Annotated in this window: 16 protein-coding genes, 1 tRNA gene, 1 pseudogene and 1 other annotated feature; of the genes and pseudogenes, 6 read left to right on the top strand and 12 right to left on the bottom strand. The window is 65.5% G+C overall.

The window, feature by feature from the left end; translation table 11 throughout:
* Nucleotides 1-64: 64 nt before the first annotated feature.
* A complete protein-coding gene (locus BLT64_RS06225; protein ID WP_011750097.1) occupies nucleotides 65-1135 on the top strand; it encodes an AI-2E family transporter in 1071 nt (356 codons plus the stop codon).
* Here BLT64_RS06225 and BLT64_RS06220 read toward each other — a convergent pair.
* Genes BLT64_RS06220 through BLT64_RS06205 form a run of 4 tightly spaced genes read right to left on the bottom strand, consistent with a single transcriptional unit; the run spans nucleotide 1132 to nucleotide 6188 of the window.
* Nucleotides 1132-1518, bottom strand: coding sequence for a glyoxalase superfamily protein (locus BLT64_RS06220; protein WP_011750096.1), 387 nt, complete (start codon nucleotides 1516-1518; stop codon nucleotides 1132-1134). The genes BLT64_RS06225 and BLT64_RS06220 overlap by 4 nt on opposite strands.
* Nucleotides 1515-4007, bottom strand: a complete 2493-nt coding sequence (locus BLT64_RS06215) for a DUF3772 domain-containing protein (protein WP_011750095.1) — start codon at nucleotides 4005-4007, stop codon at nucleotides 1515-1517. The genes BLT64_RS06220 and BLT64_RS06215 overlap by 4 nt, the downstream gene beginning before the upstream one ends.
* Before the next feature lie 8 nt (nucleotides 4008-4015).
* A complete protein-coding gene (locus BLT64_RS06210; RefSeq protein ID WP_011750094.1) occupies nucleotides 4016-5047 on the bottom strand; it encodes a cysteine synthase A in 1032 nt (343 codons plus the stop codon).
* 34 nt (nucleotides 5048-5081) lie between these two features.
* Nucleotides 5082-6188, bottom strand: a complete 1107-nt coding sequence (locus BLT64_RS06205) for an NUDIX domain-containing protein (RefSeq protein WP_011750093.1) — start codon at nucleotides 6186-6188, stop codon at nucleotides 5082-5084.
* A gap of 150 nt (nucleotides 6189-6338) precedes the next feature.
* On the opposite strand from BLT64_RS06205, the gene BLT64_RS06200 reads away from it, so the two are divergent.
* Nucleotides 6339-6428: transfer RNA gene (locus BLT64_RS06200), tRNA-Ser, on the top strand.
* A 287-nt stretch (nucleotides 6429-6715) separates the two neighbouring features.
* Here BLT64_RS06200 and BLT64_RS06195 read toward each other — a convergent pair.
* From BLT64_RS06195 to BLT64_RS06180, 4 genes are all read right to left on the bottom strand, one after another.
* A complete protein-coding gene (locus tag BLT64_RS06195; protein WP_011750091.1) occupies nucleotides 6716-7762 on the bottom strand; it encodes a quaternary amine ABC transporter ATP-binding protein in 1047 nt (348 codons plus the stop codon).
* The gene (locus BLT64_RS06190; RefSeq protein ID WP_011750090.1) at nucleotides 7759-8640 is read right to left on the bottom strand and encodes an ABC transporter permease; all 882 of its coding nucleotides are present in this window, start codon (nucleotides 8638-8640) and stop codon (nucleotides 7759-7761) included. Before BLT64_RS06190 ends, BLT64_RS06195 begins: the two co-directional genes overlap by 4 nt.
* 76 nt (nucleotides 8641-8716) lie before the next feature.
* Nucleotides 8717-9712, bottom strand: a complete 996-nt coding sequence (locus tag BLT64_RS06185) for an ABC transporter substrate-binding protein (RefSeq protein WP_011750089.1) — start codon at nucleotides 9710-9712, stop codon at nucleotides 8717-8719.
* Between the two features lie 527 nt (nucleotides 9713-10239).
* Entirely contained in the window at nucleotides 10240-10500 is a 261-nt protein-coding gene (locus tag BLT64_RS06180; protein WP_011750087.1) for a hypothetical protein, read from the bottom strand.
* Nucleotides 10501-10835: 335 nt separating this feature from the next.
* On the opposite strand from BLT64_RS06180, the gene BLT64_RS06175 reads away from it, so the two are divergent.
* Both BLT64_RS06175 and BLT64_RS06170 read left to right on the top strand, forming a co-directional pair.
* Nucleotides 10836-11411, top strand: a complete 576-nt coding sequence (locus BLT64_RS06175) for a hypothetical protein (RefSeq protein WP_011750086.1) — start codon at nucleotides 10836-10838, stop codon at nucleotides 11409-11411.
* A 707-nt stretch (nucleotides 11412-12118) separates the two neighbouring features.
* On the top strand, nucleotides 12119-14419 hold the full coding sequence (locus BLT64_RS06170) for a hypothetical protein (protein ID WP_041530424.1): 2301 nt from the start codon (nucleotides 12119-12121) through the stop codon (nucleotides 14417-14419).
* Between the two features lie 4 nt (nucleotides 14420-14423).
* Here the strand turns inward: BLT64_RS06170 and BLT64_RS06165 are convergent, their stop codons facing one another.
* From BLT64_RS06165 to BLT64_RS06155, 3 genes are all read right to left on the bottom strand, one after another.
* The gene (locus BLT64_RS06165; RefSeq protein WP_128493059.1) at nucleotides 14424-14807 is read right to left on the bottom strand and encodes a hypothetical protein; all 384 of its coding nucleotides are present in this window, start codon (nucleotides 14805-14807) and stop codon (nucleotides 14424-14426) included.
* Between the two features lie 261 nt (nucleotides 14808-15068).
* On the bottom strand, nucleotides 15069-16142 hold the full coding sequence (locus tag BLT64_RS06160; RefSeq protein ID WP_011750082.1) for a tyrosine-type recombinase/integrase: 1074 nt from the start codon (nucleotides 16140-16142) through the stop codon (nucleotides 15069-15071).
* A gap of 199 nt (nucleotides 16143-16341) precedes the next feature.
* A complete protein-coding gene (locus tag BLT64_RS06155; RefSeq protein ID WP_041530423.1) occupies nucleotides 16342-16584 on the bottom strand; it encodes a hypothetical protein in 243 nt (80 codons plus the stop codon).
* A gap of 125 nt (nucleotides 16585-16709) precedes the next feature.
* Between BLT64_RS06155 and BLT64_RS26245 the strand changes: the two genes are divergently transcribed.
* Nucleotides 16710-17501, top strand: coding sequence for a helix-turn-helix domain-containing protein (locus BLT64_RS26245; RefSeq protein WP_011750080.1), 792 nt, complete (start codon nucleotides 16710-16712; stop codon nucleotides 17499-17501).
* Nucleotides 17502-17563: 62 nt separating this feature from the next.
* Here the strand turns inward: BLT64_RS26245 and BLT64_RS06150 are convergent.
* A protein-coding gene (locus BLT64_RS06150) for an IS3 family transposase (RefSeq protein WP_086000168.1) occupies nucleotides 17564-18792 on the bottom strand; the annotation gives its coding sequence in 2 pieces (ribosomal slippage) (nucleotides 17564-18504 and nucleotides 18504-18792; 1230 coding nt in all).
* Nucleotides 18395-18511 (bottom strand) — a sequence feature (AL1L pseudoknot). Its footprint overlaps the gene before it by 117 nt.
* 108 nt (nucleotides 18793-18900) lie before the next feature.
* Between BLT64_RS06150 and BLT64_RS06140 the strand changes: the two are divergent.
* Nucleotides 18901-19140, top strand: a pseudogene (locus BLT64_RS06140) (IS110 family transposase); the annotation flags it as partial.

Here is a 19140-nt window from a genome sequence, read left to right as displayed (position 1 = left end):
CCGGGACCGGGGTGCGCATGACGCACCCCGCCGCCCGCACGGGCCGCAGCATGAGGGGACGCGATTGGACGGGCGGGACTCGCATCTGAGCGAGCGGTTGCAGACCGGCTTTCTGGGCGTGATCGCCTTTGGCCTGATCCTGTTCCTGCTGGTGCAGGCGCGCTTCATCCTGATCTGCCTGGTGCTGGCCATCATCATCTTCTCGCTGACCAGCGACGCGATTTCGGCCTTTGCCCGGCTGAAGGTGCCGAACTGGCTGGCGACGACGCTGGCGCTGATCGCCATCGCAGTCGGCCTGCTTTGGGCCGCGACGGCGTTGGTGGCGCAGGTGAACGAGGTGGTCTCGACCTCGATCGTCTATGCCGACCGGGCGCAGGCGGCACTGGCGCGGCTCAGCCAACGCTGGGGGCCGAACGTGCAGGAGGCGATCGGCACCTTCATGGCCAGCATAGATTTCGCCGGCTGGATACGCTCGGCGGCGGCGCAGGCCTCGAACCTGATCTCGGGCTCGGTGCTGATCCTGACCTTCGTCGGCTTCATGTTCAGCGAACGGATCTGGTTCCCGATCAAGATCGAGCGCCTGACCGGCGACCCGGACCAGGCCCGGCAGGTGCTGGAGACGGTCCACAAGATCATGCGCCGGGTGAACCGCTATCTGGTGGTCAAGGCGGCGATCAGCGCGGTCACGGCAGGGTTGATCTGGACGATCTTCCGGGTGCAGGGGCTGGAACTGGCCGGGGCGGTGGCCATGCTGACCTTCATCCTGAACTTCATCCCGACGCTGGGCTCGATCGCGGCCACGGTCATCACCATCGCCATGGTGCTGGCGCAGACCGGCGATCCGACGGTGACGCTGACCGTGGGCGGGCTGACCGTGGCGGTGCAGTTCATCATCGGCAACGTGTTCGACCCGATGCTGCTGGGGCAGACGCTGCGGCTGTCCTCGTTCGGGATCGTGCTGTCGCTGGCGTTCTGGGGCGTGGTCTGGGGCATCGCCGGCACGTTCCTGGCCGTGCCGATCATGGTGGCGATCATGATCGTCTGCGCCCAGATCCCCTGGCTGCGCCCGGTCGCGATCATGCTGTCGCAAGAGGGCCTGCCCGAGCAGGAGCCGGCCAGCGGCCTGCGCCGCTAGCCTTCGCCCGGCCTTTCGCAAAAGCGGATCCTGTTGCCGAACGGGTCGATCACCTCGACCTGCATGCCCCAGGGCAGCTCTTCAAGACCCGGCCGGTTGGAGGCGTAGCGCCGCGCGCTCAGCTCCGCATGGAAGGCCGCGACACCCCGCATCGGCACGAAGACCGTGGCACCCGGGCAGGCATCGCCATGATGCTCGGACAGGTGCAACCTCAGCCCGGCGCGCTCGACCTCGAAGTAAAGCGGCAGGCCGGGTGCGAAACGGTGCTGGAACGTGACCGAGAAGCCCAGGAAGCCGCAGTAGAATTCCCGCGCCTTGCCCTCGTCGAAGCTGCGCAGGACGGGGATGGCAGCCAGGAAGCGCGGCTCCTCGGGTGAAGTCATGCGCGGCCTCCATCGTCGTCCTGCATGCCGGCGGGACCGAATTCGCCACTGTCATGCGTCTCGGCCTCCTGCGGCGTGGTCTTGCGCGGATCAGCTGCCGCGGCGGGCACGGGTTTCGGCGCCGGCGCGGGCATGTCGGCCTCGCCATGCAGGTAGATGTCGCGCGAGGGGCGGGTGCTGCCCGGCAGGACGATGCCGGCCGCCGCAAAGCGTTCGAGGATCTGGTGGTTGATCTCGGACGAAACCCCGGACCCGCCGTTGATGTCCGACAGCACGGCGCGCAGTTCGAAGTTCAGCCCGTCGGCGGTGATGCTGCGCAACAGCACGGCGGGCGCCGGGTTGATCAGCACCGTGGGCTGATCCTCGGCGATCTCGCGCAGCAGCTCGGCGACCTTGCGGCTGTCCGAACCATGCGAGACGGTGACCGGCACGATGATCCGGCCCGACAGGCTGCCGCGCGTCCAGTTCGTGACCGGCTGGGTGATCAGGTTCGAGTTCGGCACGATCACCTGGGTGCGGTCGAAGGTCTGGATCTGCGTGGCGCGCACCGCCATCTTCTTGACGACGCCCTGCTGGCCGCCGACCTCGATCCAATCGCCGACGGCGATGGGACGCTCGACCAGCAGGATGATGCCCGAGACGAAGTTCGACACCACCTGCTGCATGCCGAAACCGATGCCGACGGAAAGCGCACCGGCGACGAAGGCCAGCGAGGTCAGGTCGATCCCGGCCGAGGTGACGGCAAAGACCGCCGCCAGCGCCAGCCCGACATAACCGATCATCGAGGCGACCGCGTTCTGCCCGCCCGAGTCCAGTTTCGTCTTGGGCAGGATCGAGCTGCGGAATGCCCCCTGCACGAAATTGGTCAGGAAATAGCCGGCGGCAAAGACGATCAGGAAAGTCAGCATCGCCATGGGCGACAGCCGCACGCCGCCGAAGGAAAAGCCCTGCTGCGCCTTGGTCCAGGCCTCGGCCAGGTCGCTGGCGCGCGCGCCCCAGATCAGCGCGAAAAGCGGCAGCGACAGCAGGATCAGCGCGAATCCGATCAGCACCGGCATCAGCGCATCCCGCGCCGACTGGTCGCCGCCCTTGGCCAGGGCATAAAGATCGGCGATGAAATCCTGCAGGATGACCAGCAGCCCGACCAGCGCCAGCGTCAGCACCAGCGCCCAGAGCAGCGCATTGCCCGCCGTGACATAGCCCACCGCCACCAGCACCGGCGCGACAAGCGCCGCCAGCCGCCCCGTCATGGCCAGAAAGCTTACCACGCGGACGCGGTAATCGGGCGTATCGGCCGCTTCGGCGGGGCGCAGCCCGCGCAGCAGGTTGCACAGCCTGAACAGGCAGAAGGCCCCGAACAGGATCAGCAGGAAGTGCCAGACCCCGGCCGAAGCCTCGCTGAGGCGCTGGGGCACGGTGCCGCTGTCGTTCTGGCTGTTGAAGCCGGAAAGCGGCAGGATCGAGCGGGCGAAAAGCTGGTGCAGCGCCAACGCCGAAGCCAGCAGCGTGACGCGGAAACGTGCCTTGGCACGGCGCTCCTCGTCCATCGGCAGGGGCGGCTGGACGGCGGTATCGGCGGCCGGGAACAGCTGCCGCCCAAGCCAGATGCCGCCAAAGAAGGACAGCCCCGCCGCCGGCACCGAGCGCAGAAGCGGCAGGCCCCAGTCGTCGAGCAGGTCGGTCGAGGCCAGCGCCGCCGCGAACAGGATCACGCCGATCAGCGGGATGGCGATCTGGCCCAGCGAGACGCCGAAGATCAGCGCCGCGCGCGACCGCTCGCTGGCCCGCGCCGACAGCCGAGAGGGCAGCGAATCGATCCAGTGCCGGCCCCGCGACAGCAGGATCAGCGCCACCAGCAGGAAACCCCCGATCAGCGGCAGGCGCTGGGTAAAGCCGGACATGCCGCCGGTGCCGTCCCAGCGCGCCCGCGCCTCGGCATAGATCTGTCCGGCGACATGGCCCGCTTCGGCCATGGCCGGTCCCCAGTTCGCCGGGTTCAGCGGCGTGGGCGTCTTGCGGATCAGCGCAAAGGTCTGGCGGGCGCGCAGGGTCTGGTCGATCTGGGCGACGATGCCGTCGGCGCGGCCATAGGCTTCGACCGCCTGCAAGCCCGGTGCCTGCAACGTGGCAAGCTGCTCGTTCAGTTCCTTGCGGCGGGCGGCGATCTCCTCGGGCTCGGTCTGGCCCTCGGCAGGGGGTGTCCCCAGCGCGGCGATCTGGTCCTTGAGCGTGGCGATGCGGGTGGCGTTGATACCCTGCCCCGCCTTCAGCCGCTCGCGCCATTTCACCACCTCTTCGCGGATGGCCTGCAAGCGGACATCGTTGGCCGAGCCCGATGCCACGATCTGCTCGGCCTGCTCGGCCAGCTTGTCCCAGGCGGCAAGATCCGGCGCCTCCTGCTCTTGCTGGGCAAGGGCAGGCAGGTTCAGCGCCAGAAACAGCACCAGGATCAGCGATGCGAGCCGGGACAGCGCGGCGAGGCGGGGCATGGTTCGGATCAGTCCTCGTAAACCTCGGGCAGGTCCGCCGGCTTGCGCGTCATCCATTCCGGCACCGGCAGGCCCTTGGCCCGCAGGAAGTCGGGGTTGAAGAGCTTGGTCTGGTAACGCGTGCCATAGTCGCAAAGCACCGTCACGATGGTGTGACCGGGGCCCATGTCCCTTGCCATGCGGATCGCGCCGGCGACGTTCACCCCCGACGAGCCGCCAAGGCACAGCCCCTCGTATTCCAGCAGGTCGAAGATCACCGGCAGCGCCTCGGCATCCGAAATGCGATAGGCGAAATCCGGGGTGAAGCCTTCCAGGTTGGCGGTGATCCGGCCCTGGCCGATGCCCTCGGTGATGGAGGAGCCGGGCGATTCGAACTTGCCTTCGGTATAGAAGCTGTAAAGCGCCGCGCCCTCGGGATCGGCCAGCCCCATCTTCACGCCCTTGGGCTGCAGCGCCATGGCGACGCCCGCCAGCGTCCCGCCCGAGCCGACGGCGCAGATGAAGCCGTCCACGCGGCCGCCGGTCTGTTCCCAGATCTCGGGGCCGGTGGTGTGCAGATGCGCCTCGCGGTTGGCGACATTGTCGAACTGGTTGGCCCAGATGGCGCCGTTCGGCTCGGTCCTGGCCAGTTCCTCGGCCAGGCGGCCGGAATAGCGCACATAGTTGTTGGGGTTCTTGTAGGGCTGCGCCGGCACCTCGACCAGTTCGGCCCCCGCGAGGCGCAGCATGTCCTTTTTCTCCTGGCTCTGCGTCTCGGGGATGACGATGACCGAGCGGAAGCCCATCGAGGCGCCGACCAGCGCCAGGCCGATGCCGGTATTGCCCGCCGTGCCCTCGACGATTGTGCCGCCCGGCTTCAACTCGCCCCGCGCCACCGCGTCCTTGATGATGTAGAGCGCGGCGCGATCCTTGACCGACTGGCCCGGATTCATGAACTCGGCCTTGCCCAGGATCTCGCAGCCGGTCTCTTCCGAGGCGCGGCGCAGCCGGATCAGGGGGGTATTGCCGATGGCAGAGGCGAGGTCGGGGCAGATGCGCATGGGCTTGGCCTTTCGCAGGATGTTCCCGCCCGGTTTACACGCCGCCGACCGATGGCGGCAACCCCGCCAGGGCGGTCTCGGTCCCCTGCCCCAGTTCGCGGCGGATTTCGTGGTGGCGCAATTCCAGCCACAGCGCGAGATTCAGAAGCGGCCCGTTGCGGATCTCGCCCGCCAGCGCCATGCGGGTCAGTTCGGCCCGCGGGACCAGATGCGAGCGGATGTCCTCGTCCTCGGTCGCAAGCCCGCCAAGCCCGGCGCTGTCGTCCGGCAGGTCGGCGATGCCGACATAAAGATAGAGGTATTCCGCCACGGCCCCGGGGCTGGGATAGTTGTGCGGCGCCGGGAAGAGTTGCAAAAGGGCGATGCCCGTCTCCTCGACCGCCTCGCGCCGGGCGGCCTGTTCCGGGGTTTCGCCGGCATCGACGCGGCCGGCCACGGTCTCGTAGAGCCAGGGCTGCGCATCGCCGCGCGCCAGCGGCCCGGCCCGCATCTGGTCGATCAGCATCACCCGGTCGCGCACCGGATCCCAGGGCAGCACCACCGTCGCGTCGCCCGAGACGAAGACCGCGCGCGCAAGCGGCTCGGTCCAGCCGCCGTCGTTGCGGTGCTGGCTCAACCGGATCGCCTCGACCGAGAAATACTCGGCATGGGGTTCCTCGACCGAATCGATCCTGACCCGGTCGATGGCCGCGGGCCCGACATGCGGCAGGCTTGCCGTCTCGATTTCGGCGCGCAGACGCGAGGCCACCCAGCTTGCGATCATCGGCAGGCGCTTGCGGATCGCCTCTGCCGGGCGATTCCCGGGCAGCCCCAGCAACCGGTCGGCGATCGCGGCGGCCAGTTCCGACTGCCATTGCGGCGCATCGCTCGCGGGCTCGCCCAGGCCCAGCAACTCCTGCCCCTGGTGATGCTGCGGGGCGAGCCCGAAGATCTCGGCATAGCGGCGCAGGGCGGGCGTCCAGTCGGCCTGCCAGAGCGGCAGGCGATCATCGCCCGCAGCAAGCCGGGGCCAGCCATCGGGCGCGATCCCGGCCAGCCCGCCGCCAATCAGCGCAGCTTGCAGCGACCCGGCCTCGGTCGCCTGGGGGGCAAGCCGGGCACGGATAAGCGGATGGGCAAGCGGTCCGATCAGCAGCGGCATGGTTGCAGCCTCCTGGAGTTCGCGATCCGGCTGGTGCTGCGTCTTCTGACCATGATTCACCCGTAAGAGAAATTTTTCGCGGTTTTGGCGCGAAGCCCCTTGCGCTTCAACCCCCGCCCGTCTACATCGCCGCCACCACCCGAAAAGCGCGGAGAGGTGCCGGAGTGGTCGAACGGGGCGGTCTCGAAAACCGTTGAGCCTTCACGGGTTCCGTGGGTTCGAATCCCACCCTCTCCGCCATTTCCTATTGATTTCATTTGGAAAATTCGATGGCGAGCAGTTCGGGCTCCAATTCCCGGAACAAATCGATCCATCCGGACATTCGCGAAAACGGGCGCTTGGCTGGTGCCGTGGCGCCCGCTGGCTTGTCGGCGGCATTTGCATGTTGAACCGGGCTCGGTCGCCTGCAGGGCAAGCCGGGCAAGGTTGATCCCGGGGCATGCCGCCCTATCCACGGCCCACGCCAGCGCCAGGGGGATCAGCGACCATCCCCCATTGCCGGCGAGGGCGCATGATGCGGGCTGGCCTCAGTCGTCGCTCGCCGCATCCGCCGGGTTGACCATCGCCTCCAGGATGGCCGGCAGATCGATGGTGCCGACCAGCACCTCCCCATCGCGGACCTGCGCCTCGGACATGCCGGCCTTGGTCATGCGGCGCGCGACCAGGTCCAGCTTCGAGCGCGCCTTGACGGTGAAATCAGGCAGTTCGCGGCCCTGAGTGGCGGGCGTGGCGATGGTCCGCGCCTCGATGATGCGACCCCGATTCACCTCGCGCACGAATTCGGCGATATAGGCATTGGCGGGGCGCAGGACGATTTCCTGCCCGTTGCCCACCTGCTCCATCGCGCCGTCGCGCAGAATCGCGATCTTGTCGCCCAGCCGCAGCGCCTCGTCCAGGTCGTGGGTGATGAAGATGATGGTCTTGCGCAACTCCTGCTGCAATTCCAGCAGGATCGACTGCATGTCCATGCGGATCAGCGGGTCCAGCGCCGAAAACGCCTCGTCCATCAGCAGGATCTCGGCATCGTTGGCCAGCGCCCGCGCCAAGCCTACGCGCTGCTGCATGCCGCCGGAAAGCTGGCGGGGATAATAATCCTCGTAACCCTGCAATCCGACGCGGTCGATCCAGTGCCGCGCGCGCTCCTCGGCCTCGGCCATGCCGCGGATGTCCAGCCCATAGGCCACGTTGCGCAGCACCGTGCGATGCGGCAACAGCGCGAATTTCTGGAACACCATCGCCGTCTTTTGCCGCCGGAAATCGCGCAATTGCGTCGGGGTCATGGTCACCACGTCCATGCCGTCATAGAGCACCTGCCCCGCCGTCGGCTGGATCAGCCCGTTGATATGCCGGATCAGCGTCGACTTGCCCGAGCCGGACAGCCCCATGATGACCGTGATCCGGCCATGCGGGATGGTCAGGTTGATGTCTTGCAACCCCAGGACATGGTTGTGGCGGTCGTTCAGCTCGGCCTTGGTCAGCCCGGCCTTGACCGCCTCGACATGCTGCCCGGCCTCGGGGCCGAAGATCTTGTAGAGATCGCGGATTTCGATGTCATGCGTGCCCGCCTTGTTCATTTGCCGGCCTCCGTGTGCTTTTGCAGCCGCTTGCCGTAGGCCTGCGTGGTGCGGTCCATGATGATGGCGATGGCGACGATGGCCAGGCCGTTCATCACCCCCATGGTGAAATATTGCTGGTTGATCGCCTGCAGCACCGGCTGGCCCAACCCGCGCACCCCGATCATCGAGGCGACGACGACCATGGCGAGACTCATCATGATGGTCTGGTTGATCCCGGCCATGATCGTCGGCAGGGCCAGCGGCAATTGCACGTCGCGCAGCTTTTGCCAACTGGACGAGCCGAAGGCCTCGGCCGCCTCCAGCACGTCGGGCGCCACCTGCCGGATGCCCAGGTTGGTCAGCCGGATCACCGGCGGGATGGCATAGATCACCACCGCGATCAGCCCCGGCACCTTGCCCAGGCCAAAGATCATCACCACCGGGATCAGGTAGACGAAGCTGGGCATGGTCTGCATCATGTCCAGGATCGGCGTCACCATGGCATTCATCCGGTTCGACTGCGCCATGAGGATGCCGACGGGGATGCCCAGCACCACGGCGATCAGGGTGCAGACCGCAACCATGGCAATGGTGCGCATCGTGTCCTCCCACATGCCGAAATAGCCGACCACCAGCAGCGCCAGCACCGATCCCAGCGCGATCTTCCAGCTTCGGCTGACCAGCCAGATGCCTGCCGCCAGCACCGCAAGCACCGCGATCCAGGGCGATCGGATCAACAGGTTCTCGATAAAGGTCAGCAGGCTTTGCAGCGGCGCAAAGATCGCCTCCAGCGTATCCCCCCAGGCGCGGGTGAAGTCGCGGAAGGCGCCGTCGACGGTCTGGCGCATCGCGCGCAGGTTTCCGCGGCTCATTTCCGGGAAACGGATCAGGTCCATGTCTTTTCGTCCTTTGGAAACGGAAATGGGCAAGGCCGCGACCCGCGACCTTGCCCGTCAGGCGCGATGGCGCGGATTAAAGGGCGGCCCTGACCTTGTCGGCCACTTCGGCGGGAACCCATTCGGTCCAGATGTCCTCGTGCCGTTCGAGGAACTCATAGGCGGCATCCTCGTTGCTGGCCTGGTTCTTGACCATCCAGGCCAGCATGGCGTTGACGGTCTCGTTGCTCCAGGCCCGGGTCTTGACGTAATCCATGGCCACGCCGGCCTTGTCGGCGAACTCCTTGGTCACGGCGGTATAGACGTCCGAGACCGGCCATTCCGTCACCTGCGGATCGACGCAGTCGGGCTTGACCATGCAATTGTCCCAGCGCTCGCGGTCGAATTCGGCCTCGAGTTCCAGCCGGGTCATGTCATACTGGCCCAAGATGGCAGTGGGTGCCCAGTAATAGCCCAGCCAGCCCTCCTTGCGGTTCGCCGCCCGCGCGATCGAGCCGTCCAGCGCGGCGGCCGAGCCGGAATCGACCAGTTCGAACCCTTTGTCCGCAGCGCCCGAGCCGACGAACTGGTTGCGGTTGATCGCCTGGCAGGCCCAGCCCGAGGGACAGCCGAACCAGGCGCCCTTGCTGCTGTCCTCGGCGCCGGGGAACAGTTCTGGATGTTCCAGCGCGTCCTTGAGCGTGTGGATGTTGTGCTCTTCGGCCAGCCATGTCGGCACCCAGATGCCCTCGACCCCGCCATCGGACAGGATCTGCGAGGCGATCACGATCCGCCCTTCCGCGACCGCCTGGTCCAGCGGCTCCTTGACCGCGTTGACCCACAACTCGGGGGCCATGTCCGGCTGGGCCTTTTCGTTCATCGACGCGAAAGTCGGCATCGTATCGCCCGAGACCAGCGCCACGTCGCAGCCATAGCCCTCTTCGAGGATGATCTTGTCGACCCACGCCGCCAGCCCCGCCGAGGCCCAGTTCATCTCTGCCACGGTGATGCTGCCGCATTCCTCGTCAGCGGCGAATGCGGGGACGGCCAGTGCCATGAAGGCAAGCGTAGTCGAAGCAAGAAATTTGCCCATCAAACGTTCTCTCCGGATTTTCAATGCGCGCACATGAAGCGGCGCAGGGGGCGAAACCAACCGGCGCTCAGCGCCGGTCACCTCCGCGGGTCGGATGCGACCCTGTTGCGTGGAATGGGGCAAAGGCCCCGATTTCGGTGGCAGCGATTATACCGTCTTGTGCGAAAACTTCAAATCCGCTTCGGGATTGCGCATGAACAGGGCCTTGCGCCAGCCTCCCGACGCCCGATTCCGGCATGGCAATCCGACAAGATCACTGGCCCATGCCCGCCCCGCCGGCCCCTACGTCTTACCGCGTTTTCATCAATGGCGTCCGCTCACGAAGGCGCGCAAACCCGCCATGGTATCAGCGCTGAGGGGCGCTGAACCCCTCTTAGCGCAGCGCCCTCACGACCATTCTCGCGCCGCCTTCGGCTGGACGAACGCGCGGCACGGGTCGGCTCGCAGGCAATGTCAGGGAGCGATCGGAACGGCCGGGAGGACATGCCATGCCGACCCCGCTCGTTCGATGGGCTGCATGCTTCCGGCTATTTCGCGCGCGCCGAAAACCAGGCGAAAATGATCGGAGTCCCGACGACCAGCCCGACGATGGAAAAGAGCGGGCCGAATATCAGCGCGCCCATAGGGATGTCCCTCAGGCACCCGTTCACGCCGCCGTTGATGCCTCGCAGGCAGAAATGCTCCCAGTCCAGAAGCAGGGTATAGACCGGCACGAAAAGCACGGCAAAGACGATGCTCAGAACAAGGCCGCACGCCACGGAAAGAAGCAGCCGAGCCAGGACCGCCATCACCGTTTCCCGGCCATGGCCCGGCGGCACCGTTCCTCAGGACTGATGCGGATCATTCCGGGCCGGCTCATCGGCGCTTCCCTTTACCTGTCACCCTCGCATCGCGACCTGACGCGCTTGCATCCCCCCGGTGGCATGGAAGCGGGCCGGGTGAAAACCCGGCCTTCCGTTCGGTGCCGACAGAAGTCACTCTCTGCGAGAGTCGCGAATGTTCTCGACCGCGGCGCAGGGCACCGCCCAGGATGTCGGATTGACCACCAGCACAGCCGGACATGTCGAAAGGGAGCTGATCGAGATCGGCACGGCCAAGGAATACCGCGCTGCAGCTGGCGCAGATGATCAGCGACAACCCATCATCCCAGGGGCTGGTCGGGCGCGCCCGGATGACCTTGCAGAACCTGCAACAGGTGGGTGACGAACTCGGCCAGGCGCTGGGCGGCGACGTGCAGGCCGTGATAGAGGATGCGGCGCAGCAGTCCCAGGAACTGGCCGGTAGTCTCATGTCGCCGGGCGGCGCATTCGACCCCAGCCTGCCCGCGATCGAGCTTCGGGCCAATACGCTGGTCTACCAATATGCGAAGTCCCTGACGGGAGAGCGCCTGACCAACGAAGCGGTCAAGAGCTGGCGGCAGGCTATGGGTATCGGCAACCTGCTTTCGAACCAGGCCGACAGCATCGCGCGGCTGCAACAGGTAGTGGCCATGCTGGACGCCCGGGACGCCCGGCTGCGCGCTTCGATCGGCAACACGCCCATTCCCCAGACACCCGGCACAGCGCCGGCGGTTCCGGGTGCGCAGGCCGCAGCGCCGCCCGCCGGGGCTGTGCAAGCACTGCAGGCCGACCCGTCTCTGCGGGGCCAATTCGATGCGAAATATGGTGCCGGTGCGGCGGCGCGGGTTTTGGGGAACTGACGCATGGCGAACTTCTTCGACCAGTTCGACGCCCCGGAAGGGAGCGGTAATTTCTTCGACCAGTTCGACGCGCCCTCGGCCCGTCGCTTTGCGAGCCCGGCGAACAACGACATGGCCGCCGGCGTGCCTATCGCCTCGCCCGCGATCGATCAGCAGGGCGAGACGCGCGGCCCCCAGACAAGGGGCGAGCGTTTCCGCAGCGATCTTTCCGACCTTGCGTCTTGGGCGCTGGATGTCGGCGCCTCGGGCGCGGACGGCGTGCGCGAGGGCTTCACCGCCCTGCCTGATGTGGCCATTCATGCCGTCGACCAGGCGCCGCGGGTGCTGAACCTGCCGAAGATGATCCCGGGCATGGAAGATGCCTATGGCGACGTGGGCACCGTCACCGACGGCGCCAACGCCTTCATGAACTGGGCGATGGGCGACGGCGAATTCGCGGTGCCCGAGGGCGCCGATACTCGCCCGGCCCTGTTGCGCGACGTTACCGGCGGTTTCGGTGCCTTGGATTATGAGCCCCAGACCCGGGCCGGGAAATTCGCGCATCGTGTCGGCGAAGAAATCGGCGCCTCGGCACTGCCAGCCGGCCTGGCCACGGCATACGGCGCGCGCTTCGTTCCCGGAGCCGGCGCGCCTGCCACCACGCATGCGGGCTTGCAGAACATGGTCGAGCCCTTCGTCGCAATCCCGGCGCCGCGCTGCGCCGCGAGATGGCCGGCGCCACGGCCACGGGCGTGGGTGCCGCGACGGCCAATGCCGCGCACGACCTGGCCACCGGCGGCGACGGCGGGACATGGTGGACCGATTTTCTGGGCGGACTTGGCGGTCTGGGCGCCGCTGGCATAACCGAGGGCCTGGCGCGCACCGTAACGGACGTTTATCGCCGCGTCAGCAACAACCCGCGGTATCAGCAGAAGATCGCCGGGGAAGCCGTGGCCGATCGCATCCTGGACAATTCGACCGTCATGCAGGGCGAGCATTTCGCGGGCCGTCCGCTGGATGCCGAGGTTCTGGCCCAGCGTCTCGACCAGCCGACCGCGCTTGACGATCTGGTGCCGGGCTATCGTTCCAGCACCGCGGATCGCTCGGGCGACAGCGGCCTGCGCTCGCTGGCGTATAACGTGGAAGGGCTGGCGCCGGGCGCGGCCGGCGTGCGCCGCGAACGCAACATGACAGCAGTGGGTGATTTTATTCGGGGCATTGTCCCCGATGGCGACGGCGCCGCCTTCCTGGACAACGTCCGCACCGCTGCCGCAGATATGATCGACAGCGCCCAGGGCGCGGCCAGCACGGCGCGCGGCCGGCTGGACGACGCGCTGGAGGCCGTCCGGCCCCGCATGCAGCCGCTCGACCGCGGCCAGCAGATCCGCGACGACCTGGGCGCGCTGTTCGATGATCGCACGGCGGAATATCGGCGCGCTTATGATGCGCGCGACGCAGCCATGGCGGGCGACCGGATCGACGCCGGCGCCCCCTATCGCGCCTTGCAGGATGAGGCGAACCGGCTGACGACATTCGAGCGTGACGCCTATGTGCCGGGCGACATCATGGCCAGCGCGCGCAAGCTGGCGCCCGAGGCCGCACCCGCCCCGCAGGGAACCGGGCTGCTGGATATGTTCGGCGGGCAGATCCTGCGCGCCCAGGACACCCCGCCGGCCGAAATCCCGCTATCCGAGGCGCTGGCGCTGCGGCACGGGCTCACGACCCGCCAGCGCGAGGCCCTGGCCGCCGGTCGCGCGCCCGAGCACCGGGCGCTGTCGCGCCTGTCCGAAGGGCTGCGCGGCACCATCGACGACGCCATGTCGCCCGAGACGCGGACGCTGGACGCCCAGGCCCGCGAGTTGCGCCGCGGCGTGGCGGCCGATTTCGAGGACGGCAACCTGCCCTCGCGCATCCTTGGCACGACCGCCCGCGGGCGGAATCGGCTGCCGGCCGAGACGATCGGCCCGCGCGTCACCGCCGGCGAAACGCCCTATCGCGACACCATGCGCCTTGTCGGCGACCGCGACGGCACCCGCGCTGCGGTGCGCGACCAGATCCTGGCCGATGCCCAGAACGCCGGCGCGCTGCGCAACCAGGAAACGCTTAACCGCTTCTTTGCCGATCGGGCCTATGCCGTGGGCGATTTCCCGGACGTGCGCGCTGGGCTGGAGGCCGCCGGCGCCAGCAAGACCGCGCTGGACCAGGCCGAGGCATTCGCCCGGGCGCGGGAAGCGCGCTATGCGCCGGGCCGCAATACGCCCGTCGGCAAGTTCACCCGCCACGACGACACCGGCGTCGCGGACGCCATGCGCGGCGTCTGGAAATCGCCGCGGGCCCGTGACGAGATCAAGGAGCTTCTGGATACCGCAGGCCGAACGCCCGAGAACCTGCAGAACGCCCGCGCGGCTTTCTTCGAAGATCTGGCGCGGACCACGACGAACAGCGCGCATGACGCGGCAGGCAACATCGTCTGGAACGGGCGGGTGCTGGACGGCTTCCTGAAGAACCCCAAGGTTCAGAAGGTCATGGACGAGCTTTGGACCGGCCCCGAACAGCGCGAGCACCTGGAGAACCTGCGCGAGATCGGCGCGGCGCTGATCGACAGCGAAAGCGCGCTGCGCGCCAAGCCTCCGGCGTCCTCGGGCACCGCGTCCATCAGCTTGCAGGGCAAGACCGATCCGGCGCTGACGGCCACGTCGGTGGCATCGACCCTGCGCAGCGTCTCGCGCGGCCAATTGTCCAAGCCGATCGCCGGCATTCATCTTCTGTCGGGCTGGATCCGGGGCCGGTCCTCGAAAGTCCAGGCCGCGGCGATAAACGAATTGATGACCAAGGCCATGGACGATCCGGCGCTGGCGGCCGCGCTGCTGCGCAAATACAACCCGCATGACACCCAGGTCATGGGGCGCCGGCTGCTGCGCAAGTTCGGGGCGCGGGTGCCGCACCTGGCCAACATCGTGAACGAGGAATTGGGCGGCTACAGCCCCGAGGACCAGGCGTTTGACGCCTTCGTCGGGGCCGAAGACTAAAAAACTAGGGCTGATCTTGAACGGGGATGATAATGCGGCGAAGATCGTGGTTTCGGTCTGACCGATGAAAGCCCCTGCGCGAATGGCTGAATGCCACAAAGACCTTGGCCGACGGTTCGTTATCTGTTTCCCGCCAGTCCGTCACCTGGCCCCCCGTCGGATCGATATGGCGGGCAACATGCCAAACCTCTTGAACGACGTAGATGTTCTCCGAGAACCCTTCGCCATAGTCAGGGGCGCCGTAGGCCGTGATAACGATCCTTTCGCCAGCAGCTGGTAGCGCGGCCACCCGGAAGTTGCCCAGCGAAATGTCGTCTTGAAATTCATAATCTTCGCCGTCGCTTTGCTTTACATAGGTTCGAGCTTCCCACACTTCGATATTAAGCATCTTCACCCCCTGCTCACGGCCCCGCGAACACGGACCGAGATCAGAATCACACCATTTTCAACCAAAGCCAATACAGGCGTAACCAAGCGGGGCGCTTACATATTGCTTACACAGCCGCGCTTACATGAAGCAGCCGAAGCGGCGCCACCGTCCCGTAATTTATTGAAAAGATTGAGTGGTGGGCGACCCTGGAATCCCATTCCCTCATTTCCCTCAGTGATTGTTGCCATATGTGTCCCGCAAATCCATGCTGCGGGACACTCACCAGTCTAGCGCGGCCAGGGCCTTAACGCCATCCGCCGCAAGAATTTGTCGTTTAACACGCTTGGTGTAGATTTCGCTGGTCTTTGCCTGGGTATGAGCCATGACAGCCATGACCTGATACTGCGTGCACCCGTTCTGGGCCATCAGTTCGCCTACCGCCTTGCGAATGCCGTGGGACGAGCGATCCGGTATCCCTGCCGCGCTGCACCAACGCTGGACACGCACGCGCAGCGCCTCGACGCTGGCGAAGGGTTTACCCTTTTCGTTCAGAAGGTATGCCGGGCCGTCGGCTGCACGAGTTGCCGCGATCAGGGGCGGCATCATGGGGATGGAAACGAAGGCCGATCCGCGCTTTCTGGGTTGCCAGCCCAGCCAGAGTTGCCCGTCGCGCATCACTTCCTGCGCGCGCCCCAACCAGATCGCATCCCCGATCCTGCACGCCGTGAAGGCATGCAGCGTCAGCCAAAGATGCGCAGTCGTGCCTCTGGGATGATGTTCCCTGAATTTCTTCAGTTCGGCGACGGACCAGGGGACGGCGCCACCAGCAGGATTGACGTTGATGGCCTTTATCCCCGCCGCCGGATTGTGCCTGATGTACTCACGCTCCTGCGCCCACGTATAGACCGCCCGAACAGTCTTTATGAGATTGTCCGCAGCGCCCGGATGCGTAGCCCAAGCATCCCGGATTTCGATGAAAGCGGCAGCGGGGGCATCCATGTCGAAATCGCCATAGCGCACGCTGCCCCCACCCGAATAGTCGCAGAGGCGGCGCAGGACACTGCGCCGCTGCTTCAGCGTTGCGGGCGACATCTGCCCGGCCTCGACCATCCGCGCGACAAAGGACAGGTATTCGGCGCAGAGCCAGTCAATCGAGCCCTTGACCGCCTTCCGCTCAGATGGAAGCCATCTCTCGCCTGCTCGCGCCGCGTAATAGTAGTTGGCAAAGTCCTTGTCCTCCGGTCCGACCGGAAGGTGAATACGAACATGCTTCCGGCCCTCGACGCGAACGCGATAGCGAGGAGAGCCGTTGCGATGGCTCTCGATCAACAATCCGGGGAAGTCCACTCTCACGATCTACCTCGTTGCCCAGGATTTCGGGGCGATCTGGCGAGGCGCGGGGCGTGCATGCTGTCCGGCCTCGGCCCCGGCTAACGTCACAGAAATCGTACCGTCTTTCGCCACAGTATAGCCAGCGACGTTCAGCCCGATATCTTTAGCCGCCTCAAGCGCCCGGCGGATCGCAGCCTGAGTAGTAGTTGGTGCCGGCATGTCATCCCCCCTTCGAACCGCTGTTGTGCTGAAGCTCTGCAAAGCGCGATGTGCGGTCGGCTTCCCGCAGCAGTATCTCATCCATCTGATCGGGGGTGATGAAGATGGCGCGCCCGATGGCGAAATATTGACCATGTTCCCGTGCTTTGGAGCGCAGAGTTCGCGGCGACAATTCGACGCCGCGCGGGCGCAGGCGAGCGGACCACTCCTCGGGGGTACGGCCCAGATCGAAAATTTTCGACATGGCAGATCTCCTTTCTGGCGACATCGGTGCACGGTCGAGAAAGTGTTTCAATAGTTCAGGAAATCCATGCCATATCGGTGCAAGTTCTTGCACTTTTTGCATCGAAGTGACAGCATGAGGCGATCATGAAGCAGGATAACCACACGCATTTCGATTTCGGCGACGACGAAAACGAAGAAGACGAATCATATCTGCTCTGTAACGAGACTCACGTCCCTGGTACGACACGCCCATCATCTCGCCCGTTGGGCCGTTTACTGAAGGATGTACGTAAGAGCCTGAAGCTGACCCAAGCGAAAATGGCTGCACTGATGGGAGTCAGCTTGCGTAGTTATAAGGGCTACGAGGGTCAGGAAGTTCGCAAGGTTCCAGCTACTGCGCTGCAATTGCTCGCAAAGCGCACCAATATCAGTGCGGCCAGCCTTCTGACCGGGTGGTCTGCTCCGCTGATTGATTACGATGCCATCGTAGGCGAGGTTCTTAGCCTGCAAAGTACGATATGGGGAATGTGTCAGCGCCCGGATGGTCACAGTTTCGGAATGAGTACTGGTCTGAACCCAAGAGACGCGCTTTTCGTGGCGACTGGCTTGCTAACCAATCGTGACCGCCTGCGCAGGGAACAGGGCAATCCCGACCTTCAGGTAACACAGCGCGACATTCGTGAAGCGATCGAGGAATGGACAGACTACAACCGCGTCGCAGACTGGGAATGGGAGCGCGTCAACGACCCAACCTACTACGGGCTTGCGCCATTTCCCTGTCCGGCAATGTATGTCCTCCCCGAGTTTGCAGACATGGCGGATTACAGACGGTACTCGCAACTACGCAACGAAATCTACAAGGCACTGAATGAACAGGATCGCGCCCGGTACCGCGATTGTTTCCGGCGTCTGTCGGCTGAGAATCCTAAATATTGACCCCTTTTTGTTCTTGCCCCCTGTGAACCGCGCCGGGTTTTCCGGAGGCTGATTGACGTTAGTTACGCAGCCATGGCTTCAGTTTCCAGAGCTGCATAGAAGTTGGCCTCGGCTTCTGCGGGCGGGATGTTCCCTATGGGCTCGAGAAGACGGCGGTTGTTGAACCAGTCCACCCATTCGAGCGTCGCGTATTCCACGGCTTCCAAGCTGCGCCATGGGCCACGGCGGTGGATGACCTCCGCCTTGAACAGGCCATTGATCGTCTCGGCCAAGGCGTTGTCGTAACTGTCGCCGACGCTGCCCACCGAGGGTTCGATACCGGCCTCCGCCAAGCGCTCAGTGTAGCGAATAGACAGGTATTGCGAGCCCCTGTCGCTGTGGTGAACCAGCCCCATGCCCTTTCCCGGGCGGCGATCATGCACCGCCTGCTCTAGGGCATCGAGAACGAACCCCGCATGCGCCGAACTGCTGACGCGCCAGCCAACGATCTTGCGAGCATAGGCATCGATGACAAAGGCGACATAGACGAAACCCTTCCAGGTGGCGACATAGGTGAAATCCGACACCCACAGCATGTTCGGGGCCGGAACGCGGAACTGGCGGTTCACCTTGTCCAGCGGACAGGGAGCTTTCTTGTCCGGGATCGTCGTCCTGTGCGGCTTGCCGCGGATAATGCCCTGAATACCCATGCTCTTCATCAGCCGTGCCACCGTGCATCGCGCGACATCGAAGCCCTCACGGCCAAGCTGTCGCCAGACCTTCCGGACACCATAGACCCGCCAGTTCTCTTCGAACACGCGCAGGATCTCGGGGCGCAGCGCTTCGTCCCGACGTGCCCGATCCGACAGCCGAGACGGATCGGCCCGCTTCGCAAGGTGATCATAATAGGTGGACGGGGCGATCGGCAGCACGTCGCAGATCGGCTCGACCCCGTGCGCATCCCGGTGCGCGTCGATGAAACCCACCATCACTTCGACCGGCGGTCGAGCTCCGCCATCGCAAAATATGCTGACGCCTTGCGAAGGATCTCGTTCGCCTGGCGCAACTCGCGGTTCTCGCGTTCCAGCGCCTTCATCTTCTCGGCCATCTCGCTGGAGACGCCCGGACGCTTGCCGCTGTCGACCTCGGCCTTCTTCACCCACTCGTTCAGGGTCTGGGGCGCACAGCCGATCTTCGCGGAAATCGACATGACTGCCTGCCACCGCGATCCATGCTGACCCTCATTGTCCAGGACCAACCGCACCGCGCGTTCACGCACTTCCGGAGAAAACTTGTTCGTTGTCTTGCTCATGATGCTCCACCTTACTCAGGAGTTGATGGAGTGGATGCCCCTCCCGCCGTGCCGAGGCGTGGCACAGTGGCAGTAGCAGGATGAGCTGCGGTGAAGAGGAGGAAGGACATGAACAACGCCACCATCATCGGCATCGATCTGGCGAAGCGCGTCTTCCACGCGCACGGAGCACACATCGACGGCAGCGTCGCGTTCAGGAAGCGGTTGACCCGAGCTCAAATGCTTCCGTTCCTGTCGGCGCAGCCGCGTTGCGTGGTCGTTATGGAGGCATGCGCCAGCGCTCATGAATGGGGCCGCGCGATCCAGCAGCTCGGCCACGATGTGCGGCTCATCCCACCCAGCTACGTC

Source organism: Paracoccus denitrificans (assembly GCF_900100045.1).
Classification (GTDB): Bacteria; Pseudomonadota; Alphaproteobacteria; order Rhodobacterales; family Rhodobacteraceae; genus Paracoccus; species Paracoccus denitrificans.
This window is presented reverse-complemented; position numbering and strand designations above follow the sequence as displayed.

Coding starts and splice junctions, on each gene's coding strand:
- BLT64_RS06215 (WP_011750095.1), bottom strand. CDS start 4,007: ATGCCCCGCCTCGCCGCGCTGTCCCGGCTCGCATCGCTGATCCTGGTG.
- BLT64_RS06180 (WP_011750087.1), bottom strand. CDS start 10,500: ATGGCGGTCCTGGCTCGGCTGCTTCTTTCCGTGGCGTGCGGCCTTGTT.
- BLT64_RS06155 (WP_041530423.1), bottom strand. CDS start 16,584: ATGTCGAAAATTTTCGATCTGGGCCGTACCCCCGAGGAGTGGTCCGCT.
- BLT64_RS06165 (WP_128493059.1), bottom strand. CDS start 14,807: ATGCTTAATATCGAAGTGTGGGAAGCTCGAACCTATGTAAAGCAAAGC.
- BLT64_RS06185 (WP_011750089.1), bottom strand. CDS start 9,712: ATGGGCAAATTTCTTGCTTCGACTACGCTTGCCTTCATGGCACTGGCC.
- BLT64_RS06220 (WP_011750096.1), bottom strand. CDS start 1,518: ATGACTTCACCCGAGGAGCCGCGCTTCCTGGCTGCCATCCCCGTCCTG.
- BLT64_RS06205 (WP_011750093.1), bottom strand. CDS start 6,188: ATGCCGCTGCTGATCGGACCGCTTGCCCATCCGCTTATCCGTGCCCGG.
- BLT64_RS06170 (WP_041530424.1), top strand. CDS start 12,119: ATGGCCGGCGCCACGGCCACGGGCGTGGGTGCCGCGACGGCCAATGCC.
- BLT64_RS26245 (WP_011750080.1), top strand. CDS start 16,710: ATGAAGCAGGATAACCACACGCATTTCGATTTCGGCGACGACGAAAAC.
- BLT64_RS06195 (WP_011750091.1), bottom strand. CDS start 7,762: ATGAACAAGGCGGGCACGCATGACATCGAAATCCGCGATCTCTACAAG.
- BLT64_RS06175 (WP_011750086.1), top strand. CDS start 10,836: ATGATCAGCGACAACCCATCATCCCAGGGGCTGGTCGGGCGCGCCCGG.
- BLT64_RS06190 (WP_011750090.1), bottom strand. CDS start 8,640: ATGGACCTGATCCGTTTCCCGGAAATGAGCCGCGGAAACCTGCGCGCG.
- BLT64_RS06210 (WP_011750094.1), bottom strand. CDS start 5,047: ATGCGCATCTGCCCCGACCTCGCCTCTGCCATCGGCAATACCCCCCTG.